The 23,153-nt window shown below is 54.6% G+C and carries 31 protein-coding genes and 5 pseudogenes; 28 read left to right on the top strand and 8 right to left on the bottom strand.

Translation table 11 applies throughout. The features are described from left to right. Positions 1-4 precede the first annotated feature (4 nt). From ACQ86N_RS15165 to ACQ86N_RS15195, 7 genes and pseudogenes are all read left to right on the top strand, one after another. Entirely contained in the window at positions 5-901 is an 897-nt protein-coding gene (locus tag ACQ86N_RS15165; RefSeq protein WP_431215874.1) for a DUF3179 domain-containing (seleno)protein, read from the top strand. Beyond that, positions 898-1,170, top strand: coding sequence for a hypothetical protein (locus ACQ86N_RS15170; RefSeq protein ID WP_431215875.1), 273 nt, complete (start codon positions 898-900; stop codon positions 1,168-1,170). Before ACQ86N_RS15165 ends, ACQ86N_RS15170 begins: the two co-directional genes overlap by 4 nt. Positions 1,171-1,217: 47 nt before the next feature. After that, on the top strand, positions 1,218-1,778 hold the full coding sequence (locus tag ACQ86N_RS15175) for a hypothetical protein (protein ID WP_431215876.1): 561 nt from the start codon (positions 1,218-1,220) through the stop codon (positions 1,776-1,778). 191 nt (positions 1,779-1,969) lie between these two features. Then, the gene (locus ACQ86N_RS15180; protein ID WP_431217425.1) at positions 1,970-2,221 is read left to right on the top strand and encodes a carboxymuconolactone decarboxylase family protein; all 252 of its coding nucleotides are present in this window, start codon (positions 1,970-1,972) and stop codon (positions 2,219-2,221) included. 261 nt (positions 2,222-2,482) lie between these two features. Next, a pseudogene (locus ACQ86N_RS15185) lies at positions 2,483-3,058 on the top strand (MFS transporter); the annotation flags it as partial. A 103-nt stretch (positions 3,059-3,161) separates the two neighbouring features. Continuing rightward, on the top strand, positions 3,162-3,635 hold the full coding sequence (locus ACQ86N_RS15190; RefSeq protein WP_431215877.1) for an MFS transporter: 474 nt from the start codon (positions 3,162-3,164) through the stop codon (positions 3,633-3,635). Then, positions 3,577-4,116 (top strand): carboxymuconolactone decarboxylase family protein, encoded by a 540-nt coding sequence (locus ACQ86N_RS15195; RefSeq protein ID WP_431215878.1) that lies wholly within the window; start codon positions 3,577-3,579, stop codon positions 4,114-4,116. The genes ACQ86N_RS15190 and ACQ86N_RS15195 overlap by 59 nt, the downstream gene beginning before the upstream one ends. 40 nt (positions 4,117-4,156) lie before the next feature. On the opposite strand, the gene ACQ86N_RS15200 is transcribed toward ACQ86N_RS15195, so the two are convergent. After that, positions 4,157-4,315 (bottom strand): hypothetical protein, encoded by a 159-nt coding sequence (locus tag ACQ86N_RS15200; protein WP_431215879.1) that lies wholly within the window; start codon positions 4,313-4,315, stop codon positions 4,157-4,159. A gap of 79 nt (positions 4,316-4,394) precedes the next feature. Between ACQ86N_RS15200 and ACQ86N_RS15205 the strand changes: the two genes are divergently transcribed. From ACQ86N_RS15205 to ACQ86N_RS15235, 7 genes are all read left to right on the top strand, one after another. Beyond that, positions 4,395-4,745, top strand: coding sequence for a carboxymuconolactone decarboxylase family protein (locus ACQ86N_RS15205; protein ID WP_431215880.1), 351 nt, complete (start codon positions 4,395-4,397; stop codon positions 4,743-4,745). A 34-nt stretch (positions 4,746-4,779) separates the two neighbouring features. Beyond that, positions 4,780-4,995 (top strand): carboxypeptidase regulatory-like domain-containing protein, encoded by a 216-nt coding sequence (locus tag ACQ86N_RS15210; protein WP_431215881.1) that lies wholly within the window; start codon positions 4,780-4,782, stop codon positions 4,993-4,995. A gap of 41 nt (positions 4,996-5,036) precedes the next feature. Next, on the top strand, positions 5,037-5,225 hold the full coding sequence (locus ACQ86N_RS15215; RefSeq protein WP_431215882.1) for a hypothetical protein: 189 nt from the start codon (positions 5,037-5,039) through the stop codon (positions 5,223-5,225). Positions 5,226-5,324: 99 nt separating this feature from the next. Further along, a complete protein-coding gene (locus ACQ86N_RS15220) occupies positions 5,325-6,137 on the top strand; it encodes a TonB-dependent receptor plug domain-containing protein (RefSeq protein ID WP_431215883.1) in 813 nt (270 codons plus the stop codon). Continuing rightward, positions 6,049-7,197 carry a TonB-dependent receptor domain-containing protein gene (locus ACQ86N_RS15225; protein ID WP_431217426.1) on the top strand — a complete coding sequence of 383 codons (1,149 nt, stop codon included), beginning with the start codon at positions 6,049-6,051 and terminating at the stop codon, positions 7,195-7,197. Before ACQ86N_RS15220 ends, ACQ86N_RS15225 begins: the two co-directional genes overlap by 89 nt. After that, on the top strand, positions 7,163-7,726 hold the full coding sequence (locus ACQ86N_RS15230; protein WP_431215884.1) for a hypothetical protein: 564 nt from the start codon (positions 7,163-7,165) through the stop codon (positions 7,724-7,726). The genes ACQ86N_RS15225 and ACQ86N_RS15230 overlap by 35 nt, the downstream gene beginning before the upstream one ends. 20 nt (positions 7,727-7,746) lie before the next feature. Next, positions 7,747-9,051: a RagB/SusD family nutrient uptake outer membrane protein gene (locus tag ACQ86N_RS15235; RefSeq protein ID WP_431215885.1), complete on the top strand. Its 1,305-nt coding sequence runs from the start codon at positions 7,747-7,749 to the stop codon at positions 9,049-9,051. Between the two features lie 140 nt (positions 9,052-9,191). Here ACQ86N_RS15235 and ACQ86N_RS15240 read toward each other — a convergent pair whose 3' ends face one another. After that, positions 9,192-9,332 carry a hypothetical protein gene (locus ACQ86N_RS15240; protein ID WP_431215886.1) on the bottom strand — a complete coding sequence of 47 codons (141 nt, stop codon included), beginning with the start codon at positions 9,330-9,332 and terminating at the stop codon, positions 9,192-9,194. A gap of 34 nt (positions 9,333-9,366) precedes the next feature. Beyond that, positions 9,367-9,672 (bottom strand): carboxymuconolactone decarboxylase family protein, encoded by a 306-nt coding sequence (locus ACQ86N_RS15245; RefSeq protein WP_431215887.1) that lies wholly within the window; start codon positions 9,670-9,672, stop codon positions 9,367-9,369. A 227-nt stretch (positions 9,673-9,899) separates the two neighbouring features. Here ACQ86N_RS15245 and ACQ86N_RS15250 point away from each other — a divergent pair, with 227 nt between their 5' ends. Both ACQ86N_RS15250 and ACQ86N_RS15255 read left to right on the top strand, forming a co-directional pair. Beyond that, on the top strand, positions 9,900-11,564 hold the full coding sequence (locus ACQ86N_RS15250; RefSeq protein WP_431215888.1) for an ABC transporter permease: 1,665 nt from the start codon (positions 9,900-9,902) through the stop codon (positions 11,562-11,564). Beyond that, on the top strand, positions 11,465-12,394 hold the full coding sequence (locus ACQ86N_RS15255; RefSeq protein ID WP_431215889.1) for an ABC transporter permease: 930 nt from the start codon (positions 11,465-11,467) through the stop codon (positions 12,392-12,394). Before ACQ86N_RS15250 ends, ACQ86N_RS15255 begins: the two co-directional genes overlap by 100 nt. A 122-nt stretch (positions 12,395-12,516) precedes the next feature. Here ACQ86N_RS15255 and ACQ86N_RS15260 read toward each other — a convergent pair. Beyond that, positions 12,517-12,837 (bottom strand): annotated as a pseudogene (locus tag ACQ86N_RS15260) (cupin domain-containing protein); the annotation flags it as partial. A 622-nt stretch (positions 12,838-13,459) separates the two neighbouring features. Further along, positions 13,460-14,335, bottom strand: coding sequence for a hypothetical protein (locus ACQ86N_RS15265; RefSeq protein ID WP_431215890.1), 876 nt, complete (start codon positions 14,333-14,335; stop codon positions 13,460-13,462). Between the two features lie 208 nt (positions 14,336-14,543). On the opposite strand from ACQ86N_RS15265, the gene ACQ86N_RS15270 reads away from it, so the two are divergent. Further along, entirely contained in the window at positions 14,544-14,822 is a 279-nt protein-coding gene (locus ACQ86N_RS15270; protein WP_431217427.1) for an alpha/beta fold hydrolase, read from the top strand. Continuing rightward, positions 14,800-15,096 (top strand): hypothetical protein, encoded by a 297-nt coding sequence (locus tag ACQ86N_RS15275; RefSeq protein WP_431215891.1) that lies wholly within the window; start codon positions 14,800-14,802, stop codon positions 15,094-15,096. The genes ACQ86N_RS15270 and ACQ86N_RS15275 overlap by 23 nt, the downstream gene beginning before the upstream one ends. Before the next feature lie 95 nt (positions 15,097-15,191). Here ACQ86N_RS15275 and ACQ86N_RS15280 read toward each other — a convergent pair whose 3' ends face one another. The 3 genes and pseudogenes from ACQ86N_RS15280 to ACQ86N_RS15290 form a co-directional block, all read right to left on the bottom strand. After that, entirely contained in the window at positions 15,192-15,473 is a 282-nt protein-coding gene (locus ACQ86N_RS15280) for a putative quinol monooxygenase (RefSeq protein ID WP_431215892.1), read from the bottom strand. Positions 15,474-15,486: 13 nt separating this feature from the next. Next, a complete protein-coding gene (locus ACQ86N_RS15285) occupies positions 15,487-15,795 on the bottom strand; it encodes an SDR family NAD(P)-dependent oxidoreductase (protein ID WP_431217428.1) in 309 nt (102 codons plus the stop codon). Further along, a pseudogene (locus ACQ86N_RS15290) lies at positions 15,761-16,258 on the bottom strand (SDR family NAD(P)-dependent oxidoreductase); the annotation flags it as partial. The gene ACQ86N_RS15285 and the pseudogene ACQ86N_RS15290, both read right to left, overlap by 35 nt. Before the next feature lie 348 nt (positions 16,259-16,606). Between ACQ86N_RS15290 and ACQ86N_RS15295 the strand changes: the two are divergent. The 10 genes and pseudogenes from ACQ86N_RS15295 to ACQ86N_RS15340 all read left to right on the top strand — a co-directional run bounded on the left by ACQ86N_RS15295 (position 16,607) and on the right by ACQ86N_RS15340 (position 23,145). Next, positions 16,607-17,566, top strand: coding sequence for an MBL fold metallo-hydrolase (locus ACQ86N_RS15295; RefSeq protein WP_431215893.1), 960 nt, complete (start codon positions 16,607-16,609; stop codon positions 17,564-17,566). Positions 17,567-17,722: 156 nt separating this feature from the next. Further along, positions 17,723-19,585 (top strand): hypothetical protein, encoded by a 1,863-nt coding sequence (locus ACQ86N_RS15300; protein WP_431215894.1) that lies wholly within the window; start codon positions 17,723-17,725, stop codon positions 19,583-19,585. 16 nt (positions 19,586-19,601) lie between these two features. Next, a pseudogene (locus ACQ86N_RS15305) lies at positions 19,602-20,195 on the top strand (sigma 54-interacting transcriptional regulator). Positions 20,196-20,245: 50 nt separating this feature from the next. Continuing rightward, entirely contained in the window at positions 20,246-20,467 is a 222-nt protein-coding gene (locus ACQ86N_RS15310; RefSeq protein WP_431217429.1) for a helix-turn-helix domain-containing protein, read from the top strand. 96 nt (positions 20,468-20,563) lie between these two features. Further along, on the top strand, positions 20,564-20,929 hold the full coding sequence (locus ACQ86N_RS15315) for a response regulator (RefSeq protein WP_431215895.1): 366 nt from the start codon (positions 20,564-20,566) through the stop codon (positions 20,927-20,929). A gap of 100 nt (positions 20,930-21,029) precedes the next feature. Next, the gene (locus ACQ86N_RS15320; RefSeq protein WP_431215896.1) at positions 21,030-21,308 is read left to right on the top strand and encodes a sigma 54-interacting transcriptional regulator; all 279 of its coding nucleotides are present in this window, start codon (positions 21,030-21,032) and stop codon (positions 21,306-21,308) included. Next, positions 21,247-21,582 carry a sigma 54-interacting transcriptional regulator gene (locus ACQ86N_RS15325; RefSeq protein ID WP_431215897.1) on the top strand — a complete coding sequence of 112 codons (336 nt, stop codon included), beginning with the start codon at positions 21,247-21,249 and terminating at the stop codon, positions 21,580-21,582. The genes ACQ86N_RS15320 and ACQ86N_RS15325 overlap by 62 nt, the downstream gene beginning before the upstream one ends. A 37-nt stretch (positions 21,583-21,619) precedes the next feature. Beyond that, positions 21,620-21,952: a hypothetical protein gene (locus ACQ86N_RS15330; RefSeq protein WP_431215898.1), complete on the top strand. Its 333-nt coding sequence runs from the start codon at positions 21,620-21,622 to the stop codon at positions 21,950-21,952. Positions 21,953-22,449: 497 nt separating this feature from the next. Further along, the gene (locus ACQ86N_RS15335; protein ID WP_431215899.1) at positions 22,450-22,797 is read left to right on the top strand and encodes an alpha/beta hydrolase fold domain-containing protein; all 348 of its coding nucleotides are present in this window, start codon (positions 22,450-22,452) and stop codon (positions 22,795-22,797) included. Then, positions 22,769-23,145: pseudogene (locus ACQ86N_RS15340) on the top strand (alpha/beta hydrolase fold domain-containing protein). Before ACQ86N_RS15335 ends, ACQ86N_RS15340 begins: the two are co-directional and overlap by 29 nt. The last annotated feature ends 8 nt before the right edge of the window (positions 23,146-23,153 follow it).

A 23,153-nucleotide genomic window follows, 5' to 3' on the forward strand; every position in this document is an offset into this window, starting at 1 on the left:
ATATATGAAAAAATCGCTTTTGTTGTGGGTCGGGTTGATCTTGCTCTTTGCCCTTGAGATACTACGCGTATATTTTATCATGCCCTTTCCGGGGAGTCAGCGGCATGATACGGTTGGCTTCGCCTATTTTCTGGACCGGAATATAGTTTGGTTGCGGATCGTTGGACTCGCGCTGGTCGTCTGGCCGTTGCTCCACTATCTCCGTTCGGGCAGGGTTGGCCTGAAGATCGTGCTGGTCCTGTTACTATTGCTGTATGGCGGGGTGTTTTATATGTTCAATTTCAGATTTCTTGCCGATAAAATGTTCTATCAGCCGAAAGTAAAGCAATTTGCCATGGACAGCACGGACAAGCAAAGGCTGGTCATCGGCGTTGCTATCCAGGGAGCCGCGAAGTCCTATCCCATCGAGATCATCGGCTATCACCATCAGGTAAAGGATACACTGGGCGGTCAGCCGATACTGGTCACCTATTGCACGGTCTGCCGGACCGGACGGGTATATAGTCCCATTATACAGGGCCGGTATGCCGCATTCCGCCTCGTGGGCATGGACCATTTCAACGCAATGTTCGAAGACGAAGAGACGCATAGCTGGTGGCAGCAGGCTACGGGAAAGGCGATCACCGGCCCGCTGAAGGGACAACAACTGGCAGAGGTCGCTTCCGCCCAGATGACACTAGCCAGCTGGCAGGCATTGCATCCCAATAGTCTGACGATGCAGCCCGATCCCAACTTCGTCAGAAAATACGACAGCCTGAAAGGCTATGACGAAGGGATCATCAACAGCAGTCTGGAGAAAAGAGACTCCGGCTCCTGGAATTTCAAATCCTGGGTGATCGGCGTCAACGCCGGGGAAGAAGTAAGGCCTACGACTGGAACAATCTGGTCAGGGACCGCGTGATTCCGGATACGATTGGCAGAGTACACCTGCTGCTGACCATCGAGCCCGATAACAGGACCTTTCATGCCTTGTCCTATAACGACAGCCTGAAGTTCGTTTATGACGCTACCGCGAAGACGATCCGGGACGTCAACACGCAAAGCAGCTGGGGGCCGGACGGCAGCTGTATCGACGGACCACTCGAAAGGCGCGCAGCTGCAGCCCGTACAGGCCTATCAGGAATTCTGGCACTCCTGGCGAACTTTCCACCCGGGGACGGTCGCCGTTAGGTAATTGATCGGCCTATATTTCGAAAATTTCCGTAATTTGATGGTGATTGCGTAAACTGGCTGCCATACTGCTTGGAGGACTCTTCCTTTTCAACTGGGTCGGATATCGTGCCCTGCACGAATACCTGCAGGACCGCGCCACCCGTCAACTGCAGGCAAAATTGGATAAGGCGGAATATCGACCCGATCAGCTGCTGCACATCGAGGTCCCCACCACACATCTTTCCTATTTCAATCAGTCCGCCGAATTCGAACATATCGAAGGACGGATCGACGTCGACGGCGTGCCGTACCAGTTTGTGGGCCGCAGGATCCTGAACGATTCCGCCGAATACCTTTGTATCCCCAATACCGTCATCCAGCGCCTGAAGACGAACAGCAATATCTATTTTTCCCTCGTCAACGATCTTCGGCCCTCGCAGCAGCATCCGAAAGGATCGCATGAGGGCTTGGGCCAAAGCTATTTAGGCGACCCCTATCTTCTGCCGGCTTCCTGGTCTTTTGGCCAGGTGGATCGCGGCCTTGCAAAAAGGTCCTGCTATTATCAACTGCTGATCCCTGCCGGCGTTCATTTTCTTACCGAGCGGCCGCCAGCCACCTTCATCTAGCCTTACTCGTCCTTTTACAGCTGCTTCTCCCGAAAGGGAGGGCGCATTTCGCATTTTTCAAAAAATTATCATGCCTTACATACCTACTGGAAGAGCACCTGCCGGGCATTACCGGGCTGCTCGAATATCGCCGCGATAGCGCAAAGCCTATCCGCGAGCTGACGCAAATTTTATTAAGGGGAGAATCGACACTGACAGAAGGCGAACGGGAGCTGATCGCCACCGTCGTCTCTTCCAGAAACCACTGCCGGTTCTGCACAGCCGCTCATACGGCCGCCGCCAATATCCTTCTGGAAGACAACCAGGCCGCGGAGGCGGTCAAAGGAGATCTCAGCCAGGCGCCTGTCAGCGAAAAAATGAAGACCCTCCTGGTCATCGCCGCCGCAGTACAGGGCAGCGGAAAGAACGTCACAAGCGAAATGGTCGCACTAGCCAGGGGATGAAGGCGCGACCGACCGCGAGATCCACGATACAGTACTGATCGCAGCCCTGTTCTCGCTGTACAACCGGTATGTGGACGGCCTGGCGACCGTGACGCCGACCGACCCGGCATTTTATGAAGGCCTCGGTCAGCGGATCACCCACCATGGGTACAACCGCCTCCCACAGGGATATGAACACCTAAAACAATCATCATGAAAAAGACCGGCATCTTCATTCTCTGTTTTCTGAGCAGCATGGTTGGCGGCATCATCATGACGCTGATGTCCGTGTTCCTGCCGGTAGTCGTCAACGATCTCCAGGGAAAGCTGCCACCCGGGGAGCTCAACAGGGTAGGGGCGACCATCAACTCTATTTTTATCTTCGGCTGGATGTTCGGCGGAGTGTTCTGGGGCATTGTCTGTGACCGTTTCGGTCGCATGCGCTCTATGGCCTTTGCGACTTTGTGGTACGGCATTTTTACGGTGCTGACCTCGGCGGCCCCGGGCTGGGGACTGATCACCATATGCCGGTTTTGTTCCGGATTTGGCGTCGGCGGTGTCCTCGTGACCACGACGATCGTGGTCTCCGAACTATGGACCGGCAAACCACGCGTCGTCGCGCTGGGGATCCTGTCGATCTCGATACCGCTGGGCATCTTCTCGGCCGGCCTGATCAATTTTCTACTGCCCGTCTGGCGCCTTGCCTTCCTGGTCGGAAGCCTCCCGGTCGTCATCGGACTGCTCGGCCTGCTTACCCGCGCCAACAATGCCGCCGAAACAAAGGACCGCGAAACGACCGCCACCAATTTCCTTGCAGCCCCTTATCGCGCTAATCTCTGGAGTGGCTCCGTCATCTTCGGCACGATGCTCATCGGCATGTGGGCGATCTTCGACTGGCTTCCCAGCTGGGTGCAGAGCCTGGCGCCGGGAGCCGACGCACACCGAGGACCGCGGTATCAGCATGATGCTGATGGGTGGCGGCGGCCTGCTGGGGGGATTCGCCTCGGGCTGGATCATGCACGCCCTTGGCGTCAGGAGGACCATGCTGCTTTGTTTTTCGGTCTGCTTCGTGATGGCCTTCCTGCTGTTCAAGGGCAATCACTCCTTCTCGGGTATCGCGTATCCGGAGACCGCCGTGCTCGCCTTCTTCTTCGGCATCAGTCAGGGCGCGCTTTCGGCGTATATACCGGAGTTGTTCCCGCCGGCGATACGCGCGGCAGCCACCGGATTCTGTTTCAACCTCGGCCGGCTCTTCACGGGGACAGCGGTGTTCTTTGTCGGCGCACTGGTCACGGCCCTGGGCGGGTATGGCAACGCGATCTTCATTTTTTCATTCATTTTCTTAATCGGTCTCGCAACCACATATTATTCTCAACATGGCACACATCGACTTGGGCAACGACCTTCCGGGTATTCGGGGGCCGATGGCGTATAGCCCCGCAACCGCACGCCCGCTGAACGAGCTGGCGGAAATACTCCTTCGCAGTGACGACAATTCCCTCTCCCGCGGCGAACGCGAGCTGATCGGCGCCTATACTTCCTCGCTGAACGACTGCTTTTTCTGCCAGAATGTTCATGGCAGTCTTGCGCAGCACTATCTCGGCTGCGATATGGCAACGATCGACGCAATAAAACTCGACCCGCAGCAAGCCCCTATTTCCGAAAAGATGAAGGCCCTGCTGCCCATTGCCGCCGCCGTCCGGCGCGGAGGACGTCACGTCACGCCAGCTCTGGTCGAAAAGGCCGGGGCCGAAGGGGCTACAGACCGCGAGATCCACGACACGGTGCTCACTAGCCGCCGCCTTCTGTATGTACAACCGCTATGTCGACGGCCCGGCAACCTGGGCGCCGCAAGACCGGCAGGTGTACGTCGATCGGGCGCCCCGCCGCGCGGAAGAAGGGTATATCGATTTTGATCTTTACAAATGATCGTCCGAAAGAATGATCTCAAAAAAATTAACCATGCCTCATATTGCAGTAAATAATGAACTGGCCGGCATCCGCGGTCTGCTGAACTTCCGCCCGGAAACGGCCGAACCGCTGGGAGACCTCGCCAATATCCTGCTCCGGGATACCGAAGGCCTCTCCCCGGCCGAGCGCGAGCTCGATCGCCACCTATGTATCTTATCTCAACGACTGCTTCTATTGCCACAATTCCCACGGGGCCATTGCGTGCATTTATCTTGGCGGCGAGATGGCCGGGGCCGATGCAAAGGCCGTCGTCGACGCCGTGCGCGCCGATCCTGAATCGGCGCCGATCACCGACAAGCTGAAAGCTCTCCTCGCCATCGCCGGCAAGGTGCAGCACAGCGGGAAGGCGGTATTGCCGGAGGATATCGAACGAGCCCGCGCCACCGGCGCCACCGACAAGGATATCCATGACACGGTACTGATCGCCGCGGCGTTCTGTCTTTTCAACCGGTATGTCGACGGACTGGCGGCAAACACGCCCGCCGACCTGAACACCTACGAACCAAGAGCCCGCCAGGTGGCGGAGCGCGGATATGGAAAACATATCTTTTCGCTGCAGCAGCCGGTTCGCTAACCTGATTTTTTGACCTACGTAACCAAAAATTATCATGAGAAAGTTATTCTATCTCCTGGCGGGACTGGCTTGCTGCCTCCTCCTATCACCCCGACTTATAGCCCAAAACCCGACGATCACCGGAACGATCACTGATGCCTCCGGTAACGCCGTCGGCGGCGCCAGCATCGTCGTACAACCCGCCGGCAAAGGCACCACCAGCGACGCTGACGGGAAGTTCACGCTAACCATTCCCCCGGCGCCAGGCTGATCGTCAGCAGCGCCGGCTACAGGACTCAGACGATCGCCGACGTGCAGTCCGGCCTTAAGATCCGCCTCGAAGAGGATATCACCCACCTCGACGAGGTCGTCGTCACCGGTCTCTCGACGACGATCAAACGCAGGAACCTGGCCAACGCCGTCTCGACCATCAGTTCGAAAGAGCTCAACGGCGTCGCCCCCGCACAGACCTTCGACGCGGCGCCCTTGAAGGCAAAGTAACCGGCGCCTATATCAACGCCAACTCTGGAGCGCCAGGCGGAGGCATCAGCGTCAAACTACGCGGCGTTACTTCCGTATTTGGTAATACCCAGCCCCTCTATGTCATCGACGGGGTGTATGTGGACAACACGTCGACCTCCGCTGAGCCTTAATGCAGTCACGGGGGCGCAGGGTGGGGGAAGTCCTACCAGCATCCAGGACAATCCCTCCAGCCGTATCGCCGACCTGCGGGCCGAGGATATCGAAAACATCGAGATCCTCAAAGGGGCTTCGGCTGCCGCCGTTTACGGTTCGCGTGCAGCCGGCGGGGTGATCGTCATCACCACAAAGAAGGGTAGGGAAGGCCGCACAAAGGTGACCGCCTCCGAGGACCTGGGCTTTATCAAGGTCCGCAAGCTGCTTGGCGTCCGGCAGTTCGACGCCGGCAAAGCGGCCAGCCTGTCCAGCGACCCGACCCAGAGCGCCGCGCTCCGCCAGCAATTTACCGCCGCACAATCCGCCGGACAGATCTACGACTATGAAAAAGAGATCTATGGCAATACCGGGTTTGCCCGGAATACGGTCTTCTCGGTCAGCGGCGGCACGGCAAGAACGAGGTGTGTATCTCTCCGCCGCGCAAAAGGACGAACAGGGCATCGTGAAGAACACGGGATACCGGAACAGCAGTCTCCGTCTCAACGTGGACCATCATCTCACGGACAATATCCGGATCGGGATGAACACCACCTATATCAACTCATCCGCCGACCGTGGTATACAGGGCAACGACAACGCCGGTGTGTCTCTCGGGATCGCGCTTTCATCAACACCCTCCTTTGCCCAGCTGCACCCCGACGCCAACGGCAACTACCCCAGCAACCCTTTCGCCTCATCCAATCCCCTGCAGACGATCGCGCTGATGAAAAACAATGAATCGGTCAACCGGCTCATCACCGGGATCAGCCTCGACGCCCAGTTACAGCGATCCGACCGAAGCATGACCAGACTCGTGGGCACCGGCGGGATCGACTTTTACGATCTGGCTACGACCGTGCTCTTCCCTGCCGAACTGCAGTTTCAGGCCGTCAACAAAGGCACCTCCATCCAGGGGAATACGCACAACCTCAATACCAACTATACGTTCTCGCTGGTCAACAGCCTCAGGCCCTCCGATCGTCTTTCACTGACGACCTCGGCGGGCTTCACGCAGGAAACGGGCGACTATTACAACCTCCTGAATATCGCCACCCAGCTGATCTCCGGCCAGTCCAACGTCGATCAGGCGGGGGCACTCAACGCCACGCAGCTGCGTACCAAATACCAGAACCAGGGGATCTTTGTACAGGAGGAAGCCAGCATCAACGAGGCGCTAACGCTGACAGCAGGCGTAAGATTCGACAGGAGCTCGAACAACGGCGACGTCGCCAGATTCTATAGCTACCCCAAGGCAGGTCTGTCCTGGAACCTTACCAGGGCGGGCATCGTCGGAGACGGCCTGTTCTCGAACCTGAAGATCCGCGCCGCATATGGCCAGGCCAACAACGTCCCCGCCTACGGCAGCAAATTTACTTCGCTCGGGATCTCCAATATCACCGGCAATCCAGGCGTGATCGTCCTGCCACAGGAAGGACAGGCGAATATCAAACCCGAGCGCCAGGGCGAATTCGAGACCGGTATCGACTTCAGCGTGCTGCAGGACCGATTGGGCTTTGTGCTGACATACTACCACAAGACGATCGACGATTTCCTCATGCAGAGTTCGCTCGCGGCCTCTTCCGGCTTCACGACGAAATGGGTCAACGCCGGCAGTCTTCGCAACCAGGGCGTCGAACTGGGACTGAATGCCCGCCCGGTGAAAACTAAGAATATCAGCTGGACAACTTCGCTGAATTTCTGGCTCAACCGCAGCAAGGTGACAAAATTGTCGATCCCGTCCGTGCCTCAGGGCTCCTTCGGCTATGTGCTGGGATCGTTCCAGATCCGAGGAGGGTAAATCCGCCACGCAGATCCTCGGGCTCAACGGCACCGGTGTAGGCCTGCTGGGCGATGCGGAACCAAGATTCCAGATGAGCACGTATAACGAAATTACACTCAACGATCGCTGGAGCCTCCGCTTCCTGCTGCACTGGAAGAAGGGCGGCCAGAACGTCAATCTCACCAGCCTCGAAAATGACTTTGGCGGCACCAGCGCCGACTTTGACAAGGTAACGAACAAGCTCAACGTCCCCGACGGAGTCTACCGCATTATGCAGGTGGGCACGAGCGCAGAGGAATTTGTACAGACTTCCAGCTATCTCAGGCTGCGGGAGATCGGCCTCTATTATACGGTGAAACGATCGCCCGTCAGCTACGTCAAAGGCATCCGTATCGGCGTGTCGGCAAACAATTTCTGGACGGTCACCAAATACAAGGCCTACGATCCTGAGGTGTCCAATTTTGGAACCGGTTTCTCCAGCGGCGTAGACGTGGACCCCTATCCCGCCAGCAAACGCGCCGATTTCCACCTTGCCTTCGATTTTTAAACTTTGGAAAAGAAAAAATTATGAACAAGAATATCTTACACCTGGGATGGCCGTTTCTTTGTCTGGCAGTCCTGCTTGGCGGCTGCAAGAAAGATTTTGGCAACCTGAACAACGCCACCGTCGAAGATTTTACCTCCAACGCCACAGCCGGCGAATTGAATAACCTCGTCAGCGGCACCGAATCAGGCATGCGCACCAACCTGGCGCTCTATCTGGACGACGTCGGCACCATCGGCCGCGAGCTATACCATTTTTCTACGTCCGAACCGCGCTATGTGACCGATCTTCTCGGCGCCAACGCGGCGACGCTCAGCAACAGTAATTTTTATATCACCAACCCCTGGGCCTCCCGCTACCAGGTGATCAAAAACTGCAATATCCTGATCCAGGCGGCGACCAATTCAAAATCGATCACCGCTGCCCAGCGAAGCGGTTATATGGGATTTGCCCGGACAATAAAGGCCTACCAGTTGCTGCTGCTCCTCAATCTCGTTGACAGCAACGGCGTTCGCATCGACGTCGCCGACCCCGATCATCCCGGACCGCTGGTTCCTCCCTCAGGTGCACTGGCGGCCATCTCTTCCCTGCTGGATTCGGCGAAGAGCGATCTGGGTAGCGCAGCAGTTGCCTTTAAGCTGGCCGGCTTCGGGAATTTCAGCGACGCGGCGGGGCTCTTGAAGGTGAACAGGGCGCTGGCTGCGCGCGTCGATGTCTATCGGCAAAACTGGGTGTCGGCGCTGACCGACCTGAACCAGAGTTTCTTTGGGCTTCAGACCAGCTTTGCCACCGGCGTCTACCACGTCTTTGGCACCGGCACCGGCGATCAGCTGAATACTTTCTTTATCCCGCAAAACCAGACCGGCGAACTGCGGGTGGCGCATCCGTCCTTTGCGTCGGATATCAGCGCCGGCGATGACCGCATTTCCAAGGCGACGCTGCGGCAGTCGGTGGCCTCGCTGAACGGACTTTCCAGCAACAGGGACATATGGGTGTATACATCGGGTACGGCAGCCGTGCCGATCATCCGGAACGAAGAATTGATCCTTATTTACGCGGAAGCCAATATCCAGCTGACAAACCTTCCGGATGCGGTAGTGGCACTGAACGCCATCCGTGTTGCGCACAACCTCGGACCCTATGCGGGCGCCGTGAGCAAGCCCGCCCTCCTAACGGAAATGCTCAACCAACGGCGATTTTCGCTGTATTGCGAGGGGCATCGCTGGGTCGATTTGAGGCGCTATGGACTCCTTTCACAGCTGCCGGTCGACCGGTCCGGTGATGACGTCTGGACCAGGTTCCCGATACCGGTATCGGAACAACCATAGAGACGGGAAACAGAACGGCCGGGCATTTTCGGGCCCGGCCGTTTTTTTATAGAAAAAATTATTCATTGCCGGCAGACTGCCGCAGAGAATAGCCATACCCGTGTTCGGCGATATTGCGGCCCATCTCGAGGTAGTCCTCGTTATTTGGCGGCGCCCAGTGTGGCAAGGCCATCGACATAGCGATTGTACATACAGAAGGCCGCGGCGATCAGCACGGTGTCGTGGATCTCTTTGTCTGTAGCGCCGTTGTCCCTCGCCAGCCGGATATCTTCTTCCGTCACCGTTTTTCCCCGTCCCGGACGTGCAGGGCGATGTTCAACAAAGCCCTGAGCCTGGGGAGACCGTTGTCTCGACGAGACCCGCTTTGATATCGTCGATCATCCTGACATCGGCGCCGGCATGGGCCACCGCCGCGGCCGCATGCGACGTATGGCAGAAATGGCAGTCGTTCCGGTAGCTAACGGTAGCCGCAATAATCTCCCTCTCTGTCCTCGACAGCGTGTTGTCCTCCCTTAGCAGGACATTGGCCAGCTCGAGAAGGGGTTTGGCGGTAGCGGGACTGTAGTTAAGCAGACCGACGATGCCGGGCAGCTCTTCGTTTGTCAGTTTTATATGCGCCATATTCGGGGATTTTCGATTTGTTTAATCAAGGAACTTTGCCCCGAATTTAATGAGATATTCGCTTGTGACCTCTAGGAATTTCTTCGGCCCCGACCGCAGCAAAGACCGTACACCGACTGTATCAGAATCGTACAACTCCGGCCGAATTCCTGCGATAATCATCAGACGGTCAACCCGTCGTAAAAATGGCTCCCTTTTAGCTGCGATTCAGCATAACCTTCACCGTCATGCTAAAGAAACAGCTGCTTTTCGCCCTGCGCCGCCTGGGCCGGAACAAGTTGACGACCGGAATCAACGTCCTCGGCCTCACGATCGGCATCCTCTCCTGCGTAGTCATCTACCTGTACGTGACCTTCGAATTCAGCTACGACAAATTCCATACGGACGCGGACCGGATCTACCGGCTCGTCACCACCTCCAACCACCACGGCATGGAACACAGCGATGCCGGCATGGCAGCGGCGGTCGGCCCCGACCTCCGTCACGAGGAAGCCGCCTTCAGCGCCGTTACCACCCTCTTTACCGATTATACTAAAGTGCTGGTCCCGCTAAAAGGCCGGCCGCCACGGATTATTCCCGACATCAGCGAAAGCGATCGGTATCACATCTGCTTTGCAGACTCGGACTACCTCAAATTCTTCCACTATCAGTGGCTGGCAGGCAATCCCGCAACGGCCCTGCAGAAGCCTTTTTCCGTAGTGCTGACCGAATCCGAGGCAAAGCACTATTTCCGGAGCGGAGCACCCGAAGACTGGATGGGCCGCACCGTCGTGTGCGAAGATTCACTGACGGTCGCTGTCACAGGGATCGTAAAAGACTGGGACCAGCATACGGACTTTGGATTCAAAGACCTCATCTCCTATAATACCCTTGCGAACAGCTTTCTCAGCAGCTACGCCAAAGGATGGAACAGGTGGGGCAACGACAAAAATGTCTACGTTAAGCTCTCGCCTGGGATCACAGTCGCCCAGGCGCAACAACAAATAGACGCCTTCTACCAAAGGCACATGCATTTCCCTCCGGGCATTCAGGGTAAAATGTCGCTGCAGCCGCTGGCGGACATCCATTTCAATGCGACATACCGTGATACCTACGGTCGCCGGGCGCACAAGCCTACGCTGATCGCCCTGGCCGGCATCGCCCTCTTCATCCTCATCATCGCCGCGATCAACTTTATCAACCTCTCCACGGCACAGTCGATCCTGCGCGCAAAAGAGGTAGGCATACGCAAAGTAATGGGCAGCAGCGTCGGCGCCATCGTCCGTCAGTTCCTCGCAGAAACAGGCATCGTCGTCGTTGCCGCTATGGCCATCGCACTGCTGCTGGCCAATCCCGTTATAGCAGCTCTGCATGGTTTTATTCCCGAAGGGCTCCGGCTCCATATCACCAACCCGCGTACACTGCTCTTTATAGGCACTACAATGGTGGTCACTTGTCTGATCGCCGGCTGGTATCCCGGCCGGGCACTCTCGTCTTTCCTGCCGGTGCTCAGCCTCAAAGGGCAGGGCGCCCCGCAGCTCAACTCCAGGAGCTATCTCCGCAGAAGCCTCATCGTTTTCCAGTTCACAGTCAGCCTGGTCTTTATCATCGGCACCATGATGGTGGGCCGGCAGATCCGCTATATGCTCAACACCGACCTCGGCTTTGACAAAGACGCCATCGTCTCGATCGATCTTCCCAGGGAGCAGCCAAAAAACCTAAAATCGGTCCTCGGCCGCCAATATCCCGCGATCTCGCCGGCGTGCAGCAGGTCAGCCTCAACACGGCCGACCCCGAATCACAAAGCCATTTTATGCTCGGTACTCTTCTTGAATACCAGGGAGCCACGGACGTCAAGATCACCCCGGAAGCCGACGCTGTCGACACTGGCTATCTATCCCTGTACGGGCTGAAACTAGTCGCCGGGAGGAATTTCTATCTTTCGGACTCGACAAGGAAAACCATTCCGGCTTCGGAGACCGCCCCGGGACAACCCGGTTACCGTGCCATTATCCTGAACGAAACAGCGGCAAGGGACCTCGGTTTCCGGCGGCCCGCCGACGCCGTCGGCCGCCAGCTGGTCTCCGGCCTGGCGACGACTGCTTTTGTCGTCGGCGTAGTGAAAGATTTCCATTCGGACGACATGCACACGAAGATCCGCCCCTTCGTGTTCTCATACGACCAGACCATGGCGTTTCACCTTAGCGTAAAACTTTCCAGCGCCGGAGCGTCCGGAGGAAAAATAAAGTCCCTGCTCACAAATATGGAATCGGCCTTCAAACATCTATACCCGGGAACACCATTCCAGTCACAGTTCTTCGACGAATCCATGGAAAGACTCTATCAGCGGGAACGGCAGACATCGCAGATCCTCAACATCGCCATGGGTATCGCCATCTTCATCTCGTGTATGGGACTTTTTGGCCTCGCGACCTTTACCGCCAATCAACGCACACGCGAGATAGGCATCCGCAAGGTCCTGGGGGCAGGCGTCCCCCAACTGGTGTCGATGCTGTCCAGGGAGTTCGTCGTTCTCGTAGGACTTTCCACCCTTATCGCCGCGCCCCTCGCAGCCTGGGCCGCGCACCAATGGCTGCAAAACTTCGCCTACCGCACCACGATGCCCTGGTGGCTCTTTGTGCTGGCCGGCGCCGCGGCGACGGTGATCGCCCTGCTCACCGTCAGCTGGCAGACCATCCGCGCGGCCAGGGCCAACCCCGTGAAAAGCCTGAGGGTGGAATGATACGCGGCCGGACGAGCATGGCCTATTCTACAAGCGGCTTTCCCCTTTTCAACGATATAAGTCGCCAATTCGCTTGCCGGCGATTTTCCAACATTGATTGCTGAGTGAATGACACCCGCGGGGACAAACAGGACACCACCCTTTGTCAATGTTATCGGGGGTTGCCCTTCCAGTGTATATTCTACAGTACCCTCCAGGACGTAGATGATCTCCTCACCGGGATGGCGGTGGTTCGCGGCGAACGCGCCGGACGGAAAATCTACCCGAACCTGGATCATTTCCCTTCCAGGAACACTAATATCATGTCGTTGCAGGTCGGTACGCTGAGTGGGGACTGGTTTGGCGCTTCCCTGAGCAGGTGCCGCTACCGGGGTAAAAGAAAGGGCAGCGGCTACAAATTTGCAAAAGAGGCATGTTGGAGCGGACGAAGATTTACGGCGCATATTTTGTTGAAGTTATTTGACAAAAGAACTGCAAATGAGCATCACAGAAATACCTGGGTTGAAAGGACAAACGTTCCTTTGGAGGAACTCTGCCGGTTATCGGCCACAATGGGCCTCGTCTGATATTTGAAAGAAATTCTGGCATGATGGCCATCCAGGTAAACATTCCCCCGGCGCTCCACCAGGTGAATTTGGAACCCCCATACCGCTCAAATTGCTGGAGACTATATTCGGCAAAAGCTTGCAGTCGTACCGCACTACTGTTCAATAGCGTTTTGGGGAGCAGCAGACCCGCTTGCGTAAACCAGGACGATCCCGTCCCGATAATCGGCGCGAGGTTGCCAAAACCTGCCTGGGAAACGGTGCCATTGTAATTTTTGGCGGGACCGACATTTTCGTTGATAACCGACCCGTTCCTTAAGTAGTTCGGTCCGAAATCATCGTGGTAATAAACACTCATAAGCAGTAACAGCCCAATTTTCCCGACTGCCGCCGAATGGAAGATCCGCAAATACATCGGTCGCCCATATGGCGATATCGTGCTTGATAAGGGGCGACACACCCGTGTTGTTTGCCTGCGTCGATGTCGCATCGGCGCTATAATAGTAGCCGGCGCCAATATTCAATACTTTTTGGTACCAACATAGGTTCCGGTCGTGTAAGGGACCAGACTGTTCTCCTGCTCGAAGATATCCCAGGAAGCATAGCCCGTAGTCGAAAGTTTCCCTTCCGCGTTATTGTCGACCGCATAGTTCAGCTCGGGCGCATTTGCGGCGTACGCAACAGGCGGATTGATAACCGTGAAAGGCTTGTTAACTGCCCAGCGATACGGCACCGGGCCAATCTTGCCTTTGATGTACACGCCAACTTGCCGGCCCAGTTGATCTGAATTATCTATTAATGGCCAGTTGTACAGCGGCGCATCCACCGCCAGGAAGTTAAAGGAACTCAGCGAGCTCATCCGGCTGATCCCGACCCAGTAGTGCAACCCCGTTCCGATATATAAGGAAGCAAAGTTTGGCTTTTTTGTCGTGAAGTCATTATCCGGGACAACAGTAAATTCGTTCCATAGTTCGTGTACATAGATATCTGGCTTCTTTCCCAATGTTCCCGCAAAGCTGGCGCCCCCGTTACCGGTGTTTCCCCCTCCGGCGGTACCTCCGCTGGAAAAGGTCTGATTATCCATACCAACCGTGGCCAGTATCAGGTAGCGGGGACTGAGTTGGGTATATACAGCGAAGCGAAACTGTCTTACGCTGAAATCGAACATGCCGTCACTGGCGACACCGTTCACCGCCGTCCCGGGGTTGAGCCGGGTATAGCGAGCCATAAAATCACTCCAAATCAGGAAACGGATGTATTTCTTTCCTGTACTGTCCAGTTTCACGGTCATGCCATCCTGATAAGTGGGCGACCCGCCTTGACCATAGACTGCACTGCCGAACAGGACCATTATCCCTGCCAGCAAAGCGCCCGGTGTATTTTTTGATAGACCCATACGTGTAAAGTTTGAATGTATTGCGATGCCTGAACCCTATTAGAAAAAGGTGCCAACCTGTAAACACATAACAATTAGAAAATTAGACTCGAATTGGCAAAAGCCTCGTACCGATATGCCGATATTTTGGGCTGTCCCGATTGAAATACCACTAAAGACTTGCCGTCGGTGACATATCGACAATCTGATTGAAAATCGCTGGATATCGCTGGCCGGTGCAACTCGCGGTTTACCTGATCCCCTGAGCATAAATGCCTTAGCAATTGACGTGGCAGCCACCAACGCCGCCCTCGATAAATTGGACGGTCCGGCGATCCTGGTTGGCCATTCCTGGGGTGGTACCGTCATCACACAGGCGGGCGTTCATCCAAAAGTTGCAGCGCTGGTTTATGTGAACGGCTTTCAGCCGGAAGTAGGCGAGAACACGGTCAAGCTCGCTTCAGGCGCGCCGCCTCTTCCCGAAAATGGCCTCGCTCCCGCCGGATGAGAAGGGTAATATCTTTTATGACAAGGCGAAATTTCATGCGGGCTTTTGCGCCGATGTCAGCCAGCAGATGGCCGATTTTATGTATGCTTCCTCCGGATATATCCCGGTGGAAGCGTTTGAAACGCCCGTGACAGAAGCAGCCTGGAAAACCAGGCCGACCTTTGGCATATCATCGAATGAGGACAGGAGTATCAATCCCGTCATCACCCTCAACGGCTACAAAAGGTCGAATAGCATCATAACACAGATCGGGGGAGTCATGTCGTTTTCATGACTCATCCAAAAGAAGTGGCCGCGGTGATCATGGCAGCGGCGACGAAAGTCGGCAAGTGACCGAAATAAAGAGGGCCGGTCAACCCGGCCCTCTTTTTAATACACCATAAAGAACGTGGTTCGCCCGCCGGTTATCCGCAGACATTCGATCATCGTGTTCAGAGCGTTTTGAATGGGTTCGATTCCCAATTGCAGGTCAATCGCGGCCTCGCCGGTCCAACCTTCCGATAGGATGCAGATGTTTGTATCCACCTTGCACCAGGAAAAATGAAAATAGAGGTTTCCGGCTGCCGCCTCCGCATGGGCACGATACAAGTTGATGGCCTCGGCGAACCGTTGTTTGTCACCGGGATGAACCCTATACCTTGCATAGGCCACAAAGGACGCCAGTTTATACCTGCGCCTGTCCACCGTCTACAAAAATTTCACTTCCCGTCATATACGTGCTGTCATCAGACGCGAGGAAAACCGCCACCGATGCGATTTCTTCCGGATCGCCAACCCTCGACAGGGGCGACTGATCGCAAAAACTCTGTAAGGCCTGTTGCTGGGCACCGGTGGTATCCAGCAAATTCAATAGACCCGGTGTGGTAGTCGCGCCGGGGGATAACACATTTACCCGGATAGTCGTTCCCCGCAGGTCCAATGCCCGAGCTTCGGGCAAAATTTCTGATCGCGGCCTTCGTGGCGCTATACACACTGAAGGCCGCCGTTCCCTTTGAGCCGGTGGAGGATCCGGTGAGGATGATCGATGCGCCAGGAGAGAGTAGGGGCAGGGCCTTTTGAACGGTAAAGAGGGTCCCCTTCACATTGACGTTGAACGCCTGATCGAACCCCTCTTCGGTGATATGGCCAAGCGCCTCGAGAGCACCCAGCCCGGCATTGGCAAAGACGATGTCCAGACCCCTGTGTCCGGCCGCAATCTCCGAATAGATATGGTCAAGATCTGTCAGGCTACTGACGTCCCCCCGGATGGCTTTCACATTGTGTCCAATGGAAACGACGGCTTCGTCCAACTGGCTCTGCCGCCTGCCGGTGATATAAACAAATGCTCCCTCCGCCACAAAGCGCCTGGCACTGGCCAGTCCAATCCCACTGTTTCCCCCGGTGATCAATGCGATCTTCCCCTGTAGCCTTCCCGCTGGTTTTAATTTGGTTGTCATGATGTTTATTTTTTTGTGTTCAAACTTTCATACCAGGAATTAACAGGCTGATGAACAGTCCGCTAAGCCAGGTTCTCGCGTTTGGCAGCACCGATATGTCGCGAATGCCAGCCCGCTTGTTGAAATGCCGACAACGGCACCAACGGCTCATGCCGATGAATGATGGTCAATACCTGAATAGGTCATCATTGCTATTTCAATGTCGCGGTTAGAATTTCCGATATATCGACGAAGAAAAATCTGGACCAAGCGCATACAAGCCCTGTACATAACAAGTTATGTCCTGGCACAATATTGCGCTAAGGGCAACTGCCAGGGATTCGCAAAAAAGGCTTAAAAATAACAGATATGTATACCAACAACAACCAATTTAACAGACGTCGGTTTCTAACGACAGCAGGTGTCCTTGCAGTCGGGGCGCTCGCATTTCGAAAACACCTGTTTGGACAGGTCAAAGCGGACGGGCCCGTTCAACAGATCAATAAGGCGGCCGCTACCGCAAAGATCAACGTCACCAGGCTCAGAGGGAATATCTCGATGGTGGAAGGATCGGGCGGGAATATTGCCGTTCTGAACGGTCCGGACGGCAAACTCCTGGTAGATGCGGGGATCAATGTATCAAAACAGCACCTGATCCCGGCATTACACGCTATCAGTGACAAGCCGATCAAAATTTTGATCAATAGCCATTGGCATTTCGACCACACCAGTGGCAACGCGTGGATGCACGAGGCCGGCGCCACCATCATCTCGCAGGACGTAACGCGCGCATGGTTATCAAAAAAAGTCTATCAGCCGGAGTGGGACTATACCTTCGATCCCCTGCCGAAGGAGGGAATACCCTCCATCGTCTATAAGGATACATTTACAAAAGACTTCAACGGAGAATCGATTCAGGTAAAGACTTACAAGCCGGCCCACACCGATGGGGATTCTTCGATTTACTTTCCAAAGGCGGATATCCTTCATGTCGCAGATACCTTTTGGAATGCCTACTATCCCTTCATCGACTACGCCACCGGGGGGAGCATCGACGGCATGATCGCCGCCGCCGATCTTAACGTCAAACAGACGACCAGGCATACCATCGTGATCCCGGGACACGGGGCCATCGGCAACCGCGAACAGCTGATCCGTTTCCATGACATGCTGGCGACCGTCCGGGATAACGTCGCAAGGCTAAAAAAGCAGGGCCGGACCTTGCCCGAAGTGATCGCCGCCAAACCGACCGCTGCCTTTGATCCGTTGTTTGGCAACTATGTGATAAAAGGTGACTTCTTTACAAAGCTTGTGTACACGGGCGTTTAATTTGCGATACATCGGTTAGCGATATTTCACTAACGACAGATGATTTGTTGGTGAGATATCGCCAATATCAAGCCCTTGATTCCTGTAATGATTTGAAGATCATTGATTTGTCGCCAGGCATTCCGTTTGTTCGGTATATCGCAAAATGCCTGGGATATGCTAACGAAAGACAAGAACGGAGACCTTTCCACGCTGTTCAACGAGTACATCGGATACATGGAAAGCCTCGAAAAACGATTCAAGGAAACGATCACCAAACAGCTGGAATCAGCGGCACTCGAGCATGATGATGACGAGAAGACCATTCTCCTGGACCTGAGTACCGAGATCGCCGCAGCCAGGAACAAGGAAGACCTGTTCGAGACGGTACATTCGAAGTTGGCGACCTTCTTTACGCTCGAAGGCCTCACCCTTATCCTGACCGAAGCCGAAGAGGACACCTACGATATTCATGCCTTTGAAAAGATCCACGCCGGGGATCAAATCCGCCTGGCGACCCACAGAACGGCCCTGTCTCATTCCGGATTGGGCTCCGTTCTGCAGCAACTGACGACGAATCCTACGTCGCTTTGTTTCGACACCGCCCTGTATGCCAGCCGGTTTCCGGAGTTGGAACTTTTCAGCGTCTGGGCCGGGAAAGGCTGGGACAACTTCGCCATCGTGTCGTTAAAGGTAGGCGAAGAGATTCTGGGTTTTCTTTTGCTGCATATGTTGCCCGAGGGTGCAAATTCTTTGCGGACAAACCTGCTGAAAGGGGTTAGCGCCCAATTGTCGGTAGGGCTTTCCAATATCAACAGGATCGAGGAGACGGTACGCAGGAAAAATCAAATGGAATTGTTGTTAGCTATTAATACGGGTTTGGCTTCAGTCAGAAGTGCGGATGAACTGGCGAAATTTATCAAAGACACGTTTAAAAAATTATTCGGCTGTAGTCACACCATGATCGCGGTTTGCAACGAAGACGGCCTTACCCTCGACGCCTTCCTGCTGGACGAAGAGGCGAAAGCCAAACTGGCGTCTTCCATCCTGCCATTTCGTGACGGCTGCAACACGATAAATGATACCGTATTGAACCAGGTGAGAACCTCCGTCATCCCATTATTATTCGATCTGAAGGAGCTCGCCTTGCAGGAAACCTCCCCGCTATACGTAAGGATCAACGAGGATTTGCAACAAAACGTTCTGCTGATTACCCGGCTTGCCAAGGGTGACGAGGTGGTTGGATTTTGGTTCATCTATTTCAGGGACCGGAAGATCATTACCAAAGAAAAGATAACGCTGATCGAAAGCCTGTCTCACCAGCTTTGTATATCGGTAGCCAACATCGTCGCCAACCAGGAGATTAAGAACAGGGAGGACGAAAAAGGACGGCTGCTCAAATTCAGCAATGCTATCGCTCCCGTACGCGATAAAACGGTACTTTCCAGGATCCTGCAAACGCAGCTCTTTGCGATGTTCGGCATTGAAAATTATGTTGTCGATGTTTTCAGCTCGGAAGCCAACAGGTATCTGCCCCTCCTTTCCGGTGAAGATAGTGCAGGATCCGGGCTGGATGGACATCAAAATTGCCTGATAACCCTACCGGACGGATCGATGGATCTGGTTTCCGGGATTGACGGTCCGTTCCTCTATGAAGCCAGGGAAGGTACTATAGCACTACTGCCCACACCAGCCTGGTCCGGATCCATAGGCACGCGCATGGGAATCGTAATATCGCGCAGCGTCGACGGATTTGCCATTCTGAGTTTTACGCACGCCGACTTCCGGCAGATCCAACAACAGGAAGCCCTCCTGAAGAGCATCTGTTCACAGATCTCTATCGCGGTTTCCAACATTATGGCAAGTGAAAAGGTCATCCGGCGGCTGGAGGAGATCGGGCGTTACAAGCGGCAGCTCGAGGAGGAGACCATCTACCTGAAGGAAGAGATCAAGGTGAATCAGAATTACTCCGAGATCGTCGGGGATAGCCGCAGGCGATCCTCGGACATTTCGCCTGGTCGCACAAGTCGCGTCTTCTGAATCCACGGTACTGATCCTGGGTGAAACCGGCACAGGGAAAGAACTGGTTGCACGGGCTATTCACAACAATTCGCCCCGGAAAAATAAATTGATGGTGAAGGTCAATTGCGCGGCCCTGCCGGCCAACCTCATCGAGAGTGAATTGTTCGGCCACGAGCGCGGAAGTTTCACCGGCGCGACAGAACGAAGGGTCGGCAAGTTTGAGCTGGCTAACAACGGAACGCTTTTTTGGACGAGATAGGCGAGATGCCCCTCGAGCTCCAGTGTCAAGCTGCTTAGGGCCTTGCAGGAGAAGGAGATCGAGCGGGTGGGGGGCAAAGGCACGATCAGGGTCGATGTCCGGATCATCGCAGCAACCAACCGGGACCTGGAAAAGGAGGTGAATGAAGGCCGTTTCCGAAATGACCTGTATTACCGGTTGAATATCTTCCCGATCGAACTCGCGGCCCTGAGAGACCGAAAAGAGGATATCCCGATACTGGCCACGCATTTCATACACCTTTATTCCAAGAAGACCGGGCGCCAGATCACCACCCTGGGTACCAGGGCGCTCCAGGAGATGATGCAGTACAGTGCTGGCCGGGCAATATCCGCGAGCTTGAACATTTGATCGAACGTAGTATTCTGCTCGCAAACGGAACCACCTTAAAACATATTCATTTGCCGCCCAATAAGATCGTTACGGGTGTTGCTGAGACATCTGTCGGTCATTCATTAAAAACGATAGATGAGAACGAGTGTGATCACATCTTAAAGATCCTGAAACATTGCCGGGGAAGAATTTCCGGATCCGAAGGGGCCGCGGCAATTCTGGGTGTACCCGTCAGCACACTGACGTCAAAAATGAAGCGCCTTGGGATTAAGAAAGAACATTTGATCTAGCGTCCGTACCCGATATGTTTTCTTTGAACATCCCCCAATTTTCCTTACCTTATTGGAAGGTATCTTTGGTATCGGCCATCAGCAAAATCAACCTAAGTGAACACCAGTGTATTGATAGTGGAAGATGAATTTATCGAAGCGAATAACCTGGAAGAAATTCTGGTAGGGGCTGGTTATACGGTCACCGGTATCGCCCGGTCAGTATCTACGGCGCTGAACATGATTGAAAAGAGACGCCCAGGCATCGTCATGCTGGATATACAGCTACAGGGGAATCTCACCGGAATCGATCTGGGCGTAAAACTCCGCGAGATGAAAATAGCCTTCGTTTATTTGTCTGCCAATTCGAATAAGGTGATTCTCGACGCCGCCAAAGCGACCAGGTCTCTACGGGTTTCTTGTCAAGCCCTTCAGATCCAAAGACGTTTTGGTCATGCTCGATATAGCCTTGTACCTGCATAAACAGGCTGAGGCATCGGCTAAGGGCACGGACACGGGTGCTGGAGGCGGAGGCCTTCCGGCCAGTCAATCCCTAAAGGAGATCGTCGGAGGCAGCCCCGCTATGGCCGAAATTCTTAATCATGTTCAGGTGGTCAGTCAGTCCGATACTGCCGTTTTGATTTTAGGTGAAAGCGGCACCGGCAAAGAGCTCGTTGCACAGGCCATTCATCACCTTTCCAACCGGAGGGACAAAGCCCTCGTCGTGGTAAATTGCGGCGCCCTGCCGGCTAATTTGATCGAATCAGAGCTCTTTGGCCATGAGAAAGGTTCTTTCACCGGTGCGTTTAATAAAAGGATCGGGAAGTTCGGAACAAGCCGACGGCGGTACGATCATCCTTGATGAAATAGGAGAGCTTCCGCTGGACTTGCAGGTAAAGTTTTTGCGCGTCCTGCAGGAGAAAGAAATTGAAAGGATTGGGGGAAGCACCCGAAAAGTGGATGTTCGCATCATCGCTGCCACGAACAAAGACCTCGAAGAGGAGATCAGCAAGGGGCGCTTTCGCCTCGACCTTTACTACAGACTGAATATCTTCCCCATCTCCCTGCCCCCCGTTGCGGGAGAGGCAAAGCGACATCCTGCTTCTGGCGAACTACTTTCTGAAGAAATATTCTGATAAACAGGGGAAGGAAATTACCGGATTTTCAGACGAGGTGATCAGCATGCTCCGCGCCTATAGCTGGCCCGGAAATGTACGGGAGCTGGAAAACATGATGGAAAGAAGCGTGCTGCTGGCGACGGGACCGCTGATCACAAGTTTGGTCCTGCCAGAAGACAAAGCTAAAGGCACGGATGAAAATGATGAAAACAGGGTCAAAACGATTGAGGAAAACGAACGAGACCATATCCTCTCCATCCTCACGAAGTGTAACTGGAAGGTCTACGGCGAAGGTGGCGCAGCCGAGCTGTTGGATATCAACGTTTCTACCCTGAACTCCCGGATGAAAAAATTAGGGATCGATAAGAGGAGATATATGAACAAGTAAGAACCCACACTGACCTGCTCCATTTTTGACATATCAACAATCGCGCGACAGAATACGAAATCTCGTTCCTCCAATTTTGCGGAAATGGTTTTAAAGGATTGATATCCATCTGTATATACTATGGCATTTGGTTGGTAATTGAATGATTGATCAATCATTATTAACTAAATAAAAGCAATGAAAACAGCAACTTATTTCGCCTGCCTCAGTCCGCTGCTGGTCGCAGGCTCCATGCAGGTTCATGGTCAGGTGAAAGACTATGCAACAGACGAGCGTCTCAGCCCAGAAGTAAGGACCTTTCTCGCAACGCTGAACACAGGCGGCCCCGGACTCGAAACACTTCCTCCGGTGAAGGCAAGACAGATATTGGTGGACGTTCAAAAAGCCTATCCCGTAGATATGTCAGGAGTGACTATTTCGGAAAAATCGATTAAGGTGGACGGACACGATCTTCTGCTGAACATCGTAAGGCCGGAAGGTCTCAGGGGGATTTGCCGGTGTTCATATATATCCACGGCGGTGGATGGGTGCTGGGCGACTTTCCGACTCACCGGCACATGGTCCGTAACCTCGCGGTTTTGTCCGGGTGTGTGGGAGTGTTTGTCAACTATACCCCGACACCGGACGCCGCATATCCCACGCAGATCGACCAGATCTTCGCGGCGACCCAGTGGGTGGCGGCTCATGGCGCCGAGATCGGGGTCAACGGACACAAACTGGCCGTTGTAGGCAATAGTGTCGGCGGGAATATGACCGCCGTCACTGCTATTCGTGCGAAAGAAAACCACGGACCGGCAATCAGCGTACAGATTCATGATGTGGCCGATCCTCGACCACAATTTTGAGACGGAGTCTTATCGGGAATTCGGGGACCAGCGATTTCTGACCACTCCTTTGATGAAGTGGATGTATGACATGTATATACCCGAAGAAGCCAAACGCAACGATATTCATGCTTCTCCCTTGCGGGCAACAACGGAGCAGCTGAAAGGGTTACCCCCGCGCTTATCCAGGTGGCGGAGAATGATATCTTGCGGGATGACGGCGAGGCATACGGACGCAAGCTCGAACAGGCGGGTGTATCCGTAACCACGGTGAGATACAATGGAGTGATCCATGACTGGGGATTGTTGACTGGCCTCGCCAAACTGCCGCAGACGCAGGAGCTTTTGAACAAGCCGCGGCTGAACTAAAGAAATAC

It is taken from the genome of Puia sp. P3 (assembly GCF_050632245.1).
Taxonomy (GTDB): domain Bacteria; phylum Bacteroidota; class Bacteroidia; order Chitinophagales; family Chitinophagaceae; genus Puia.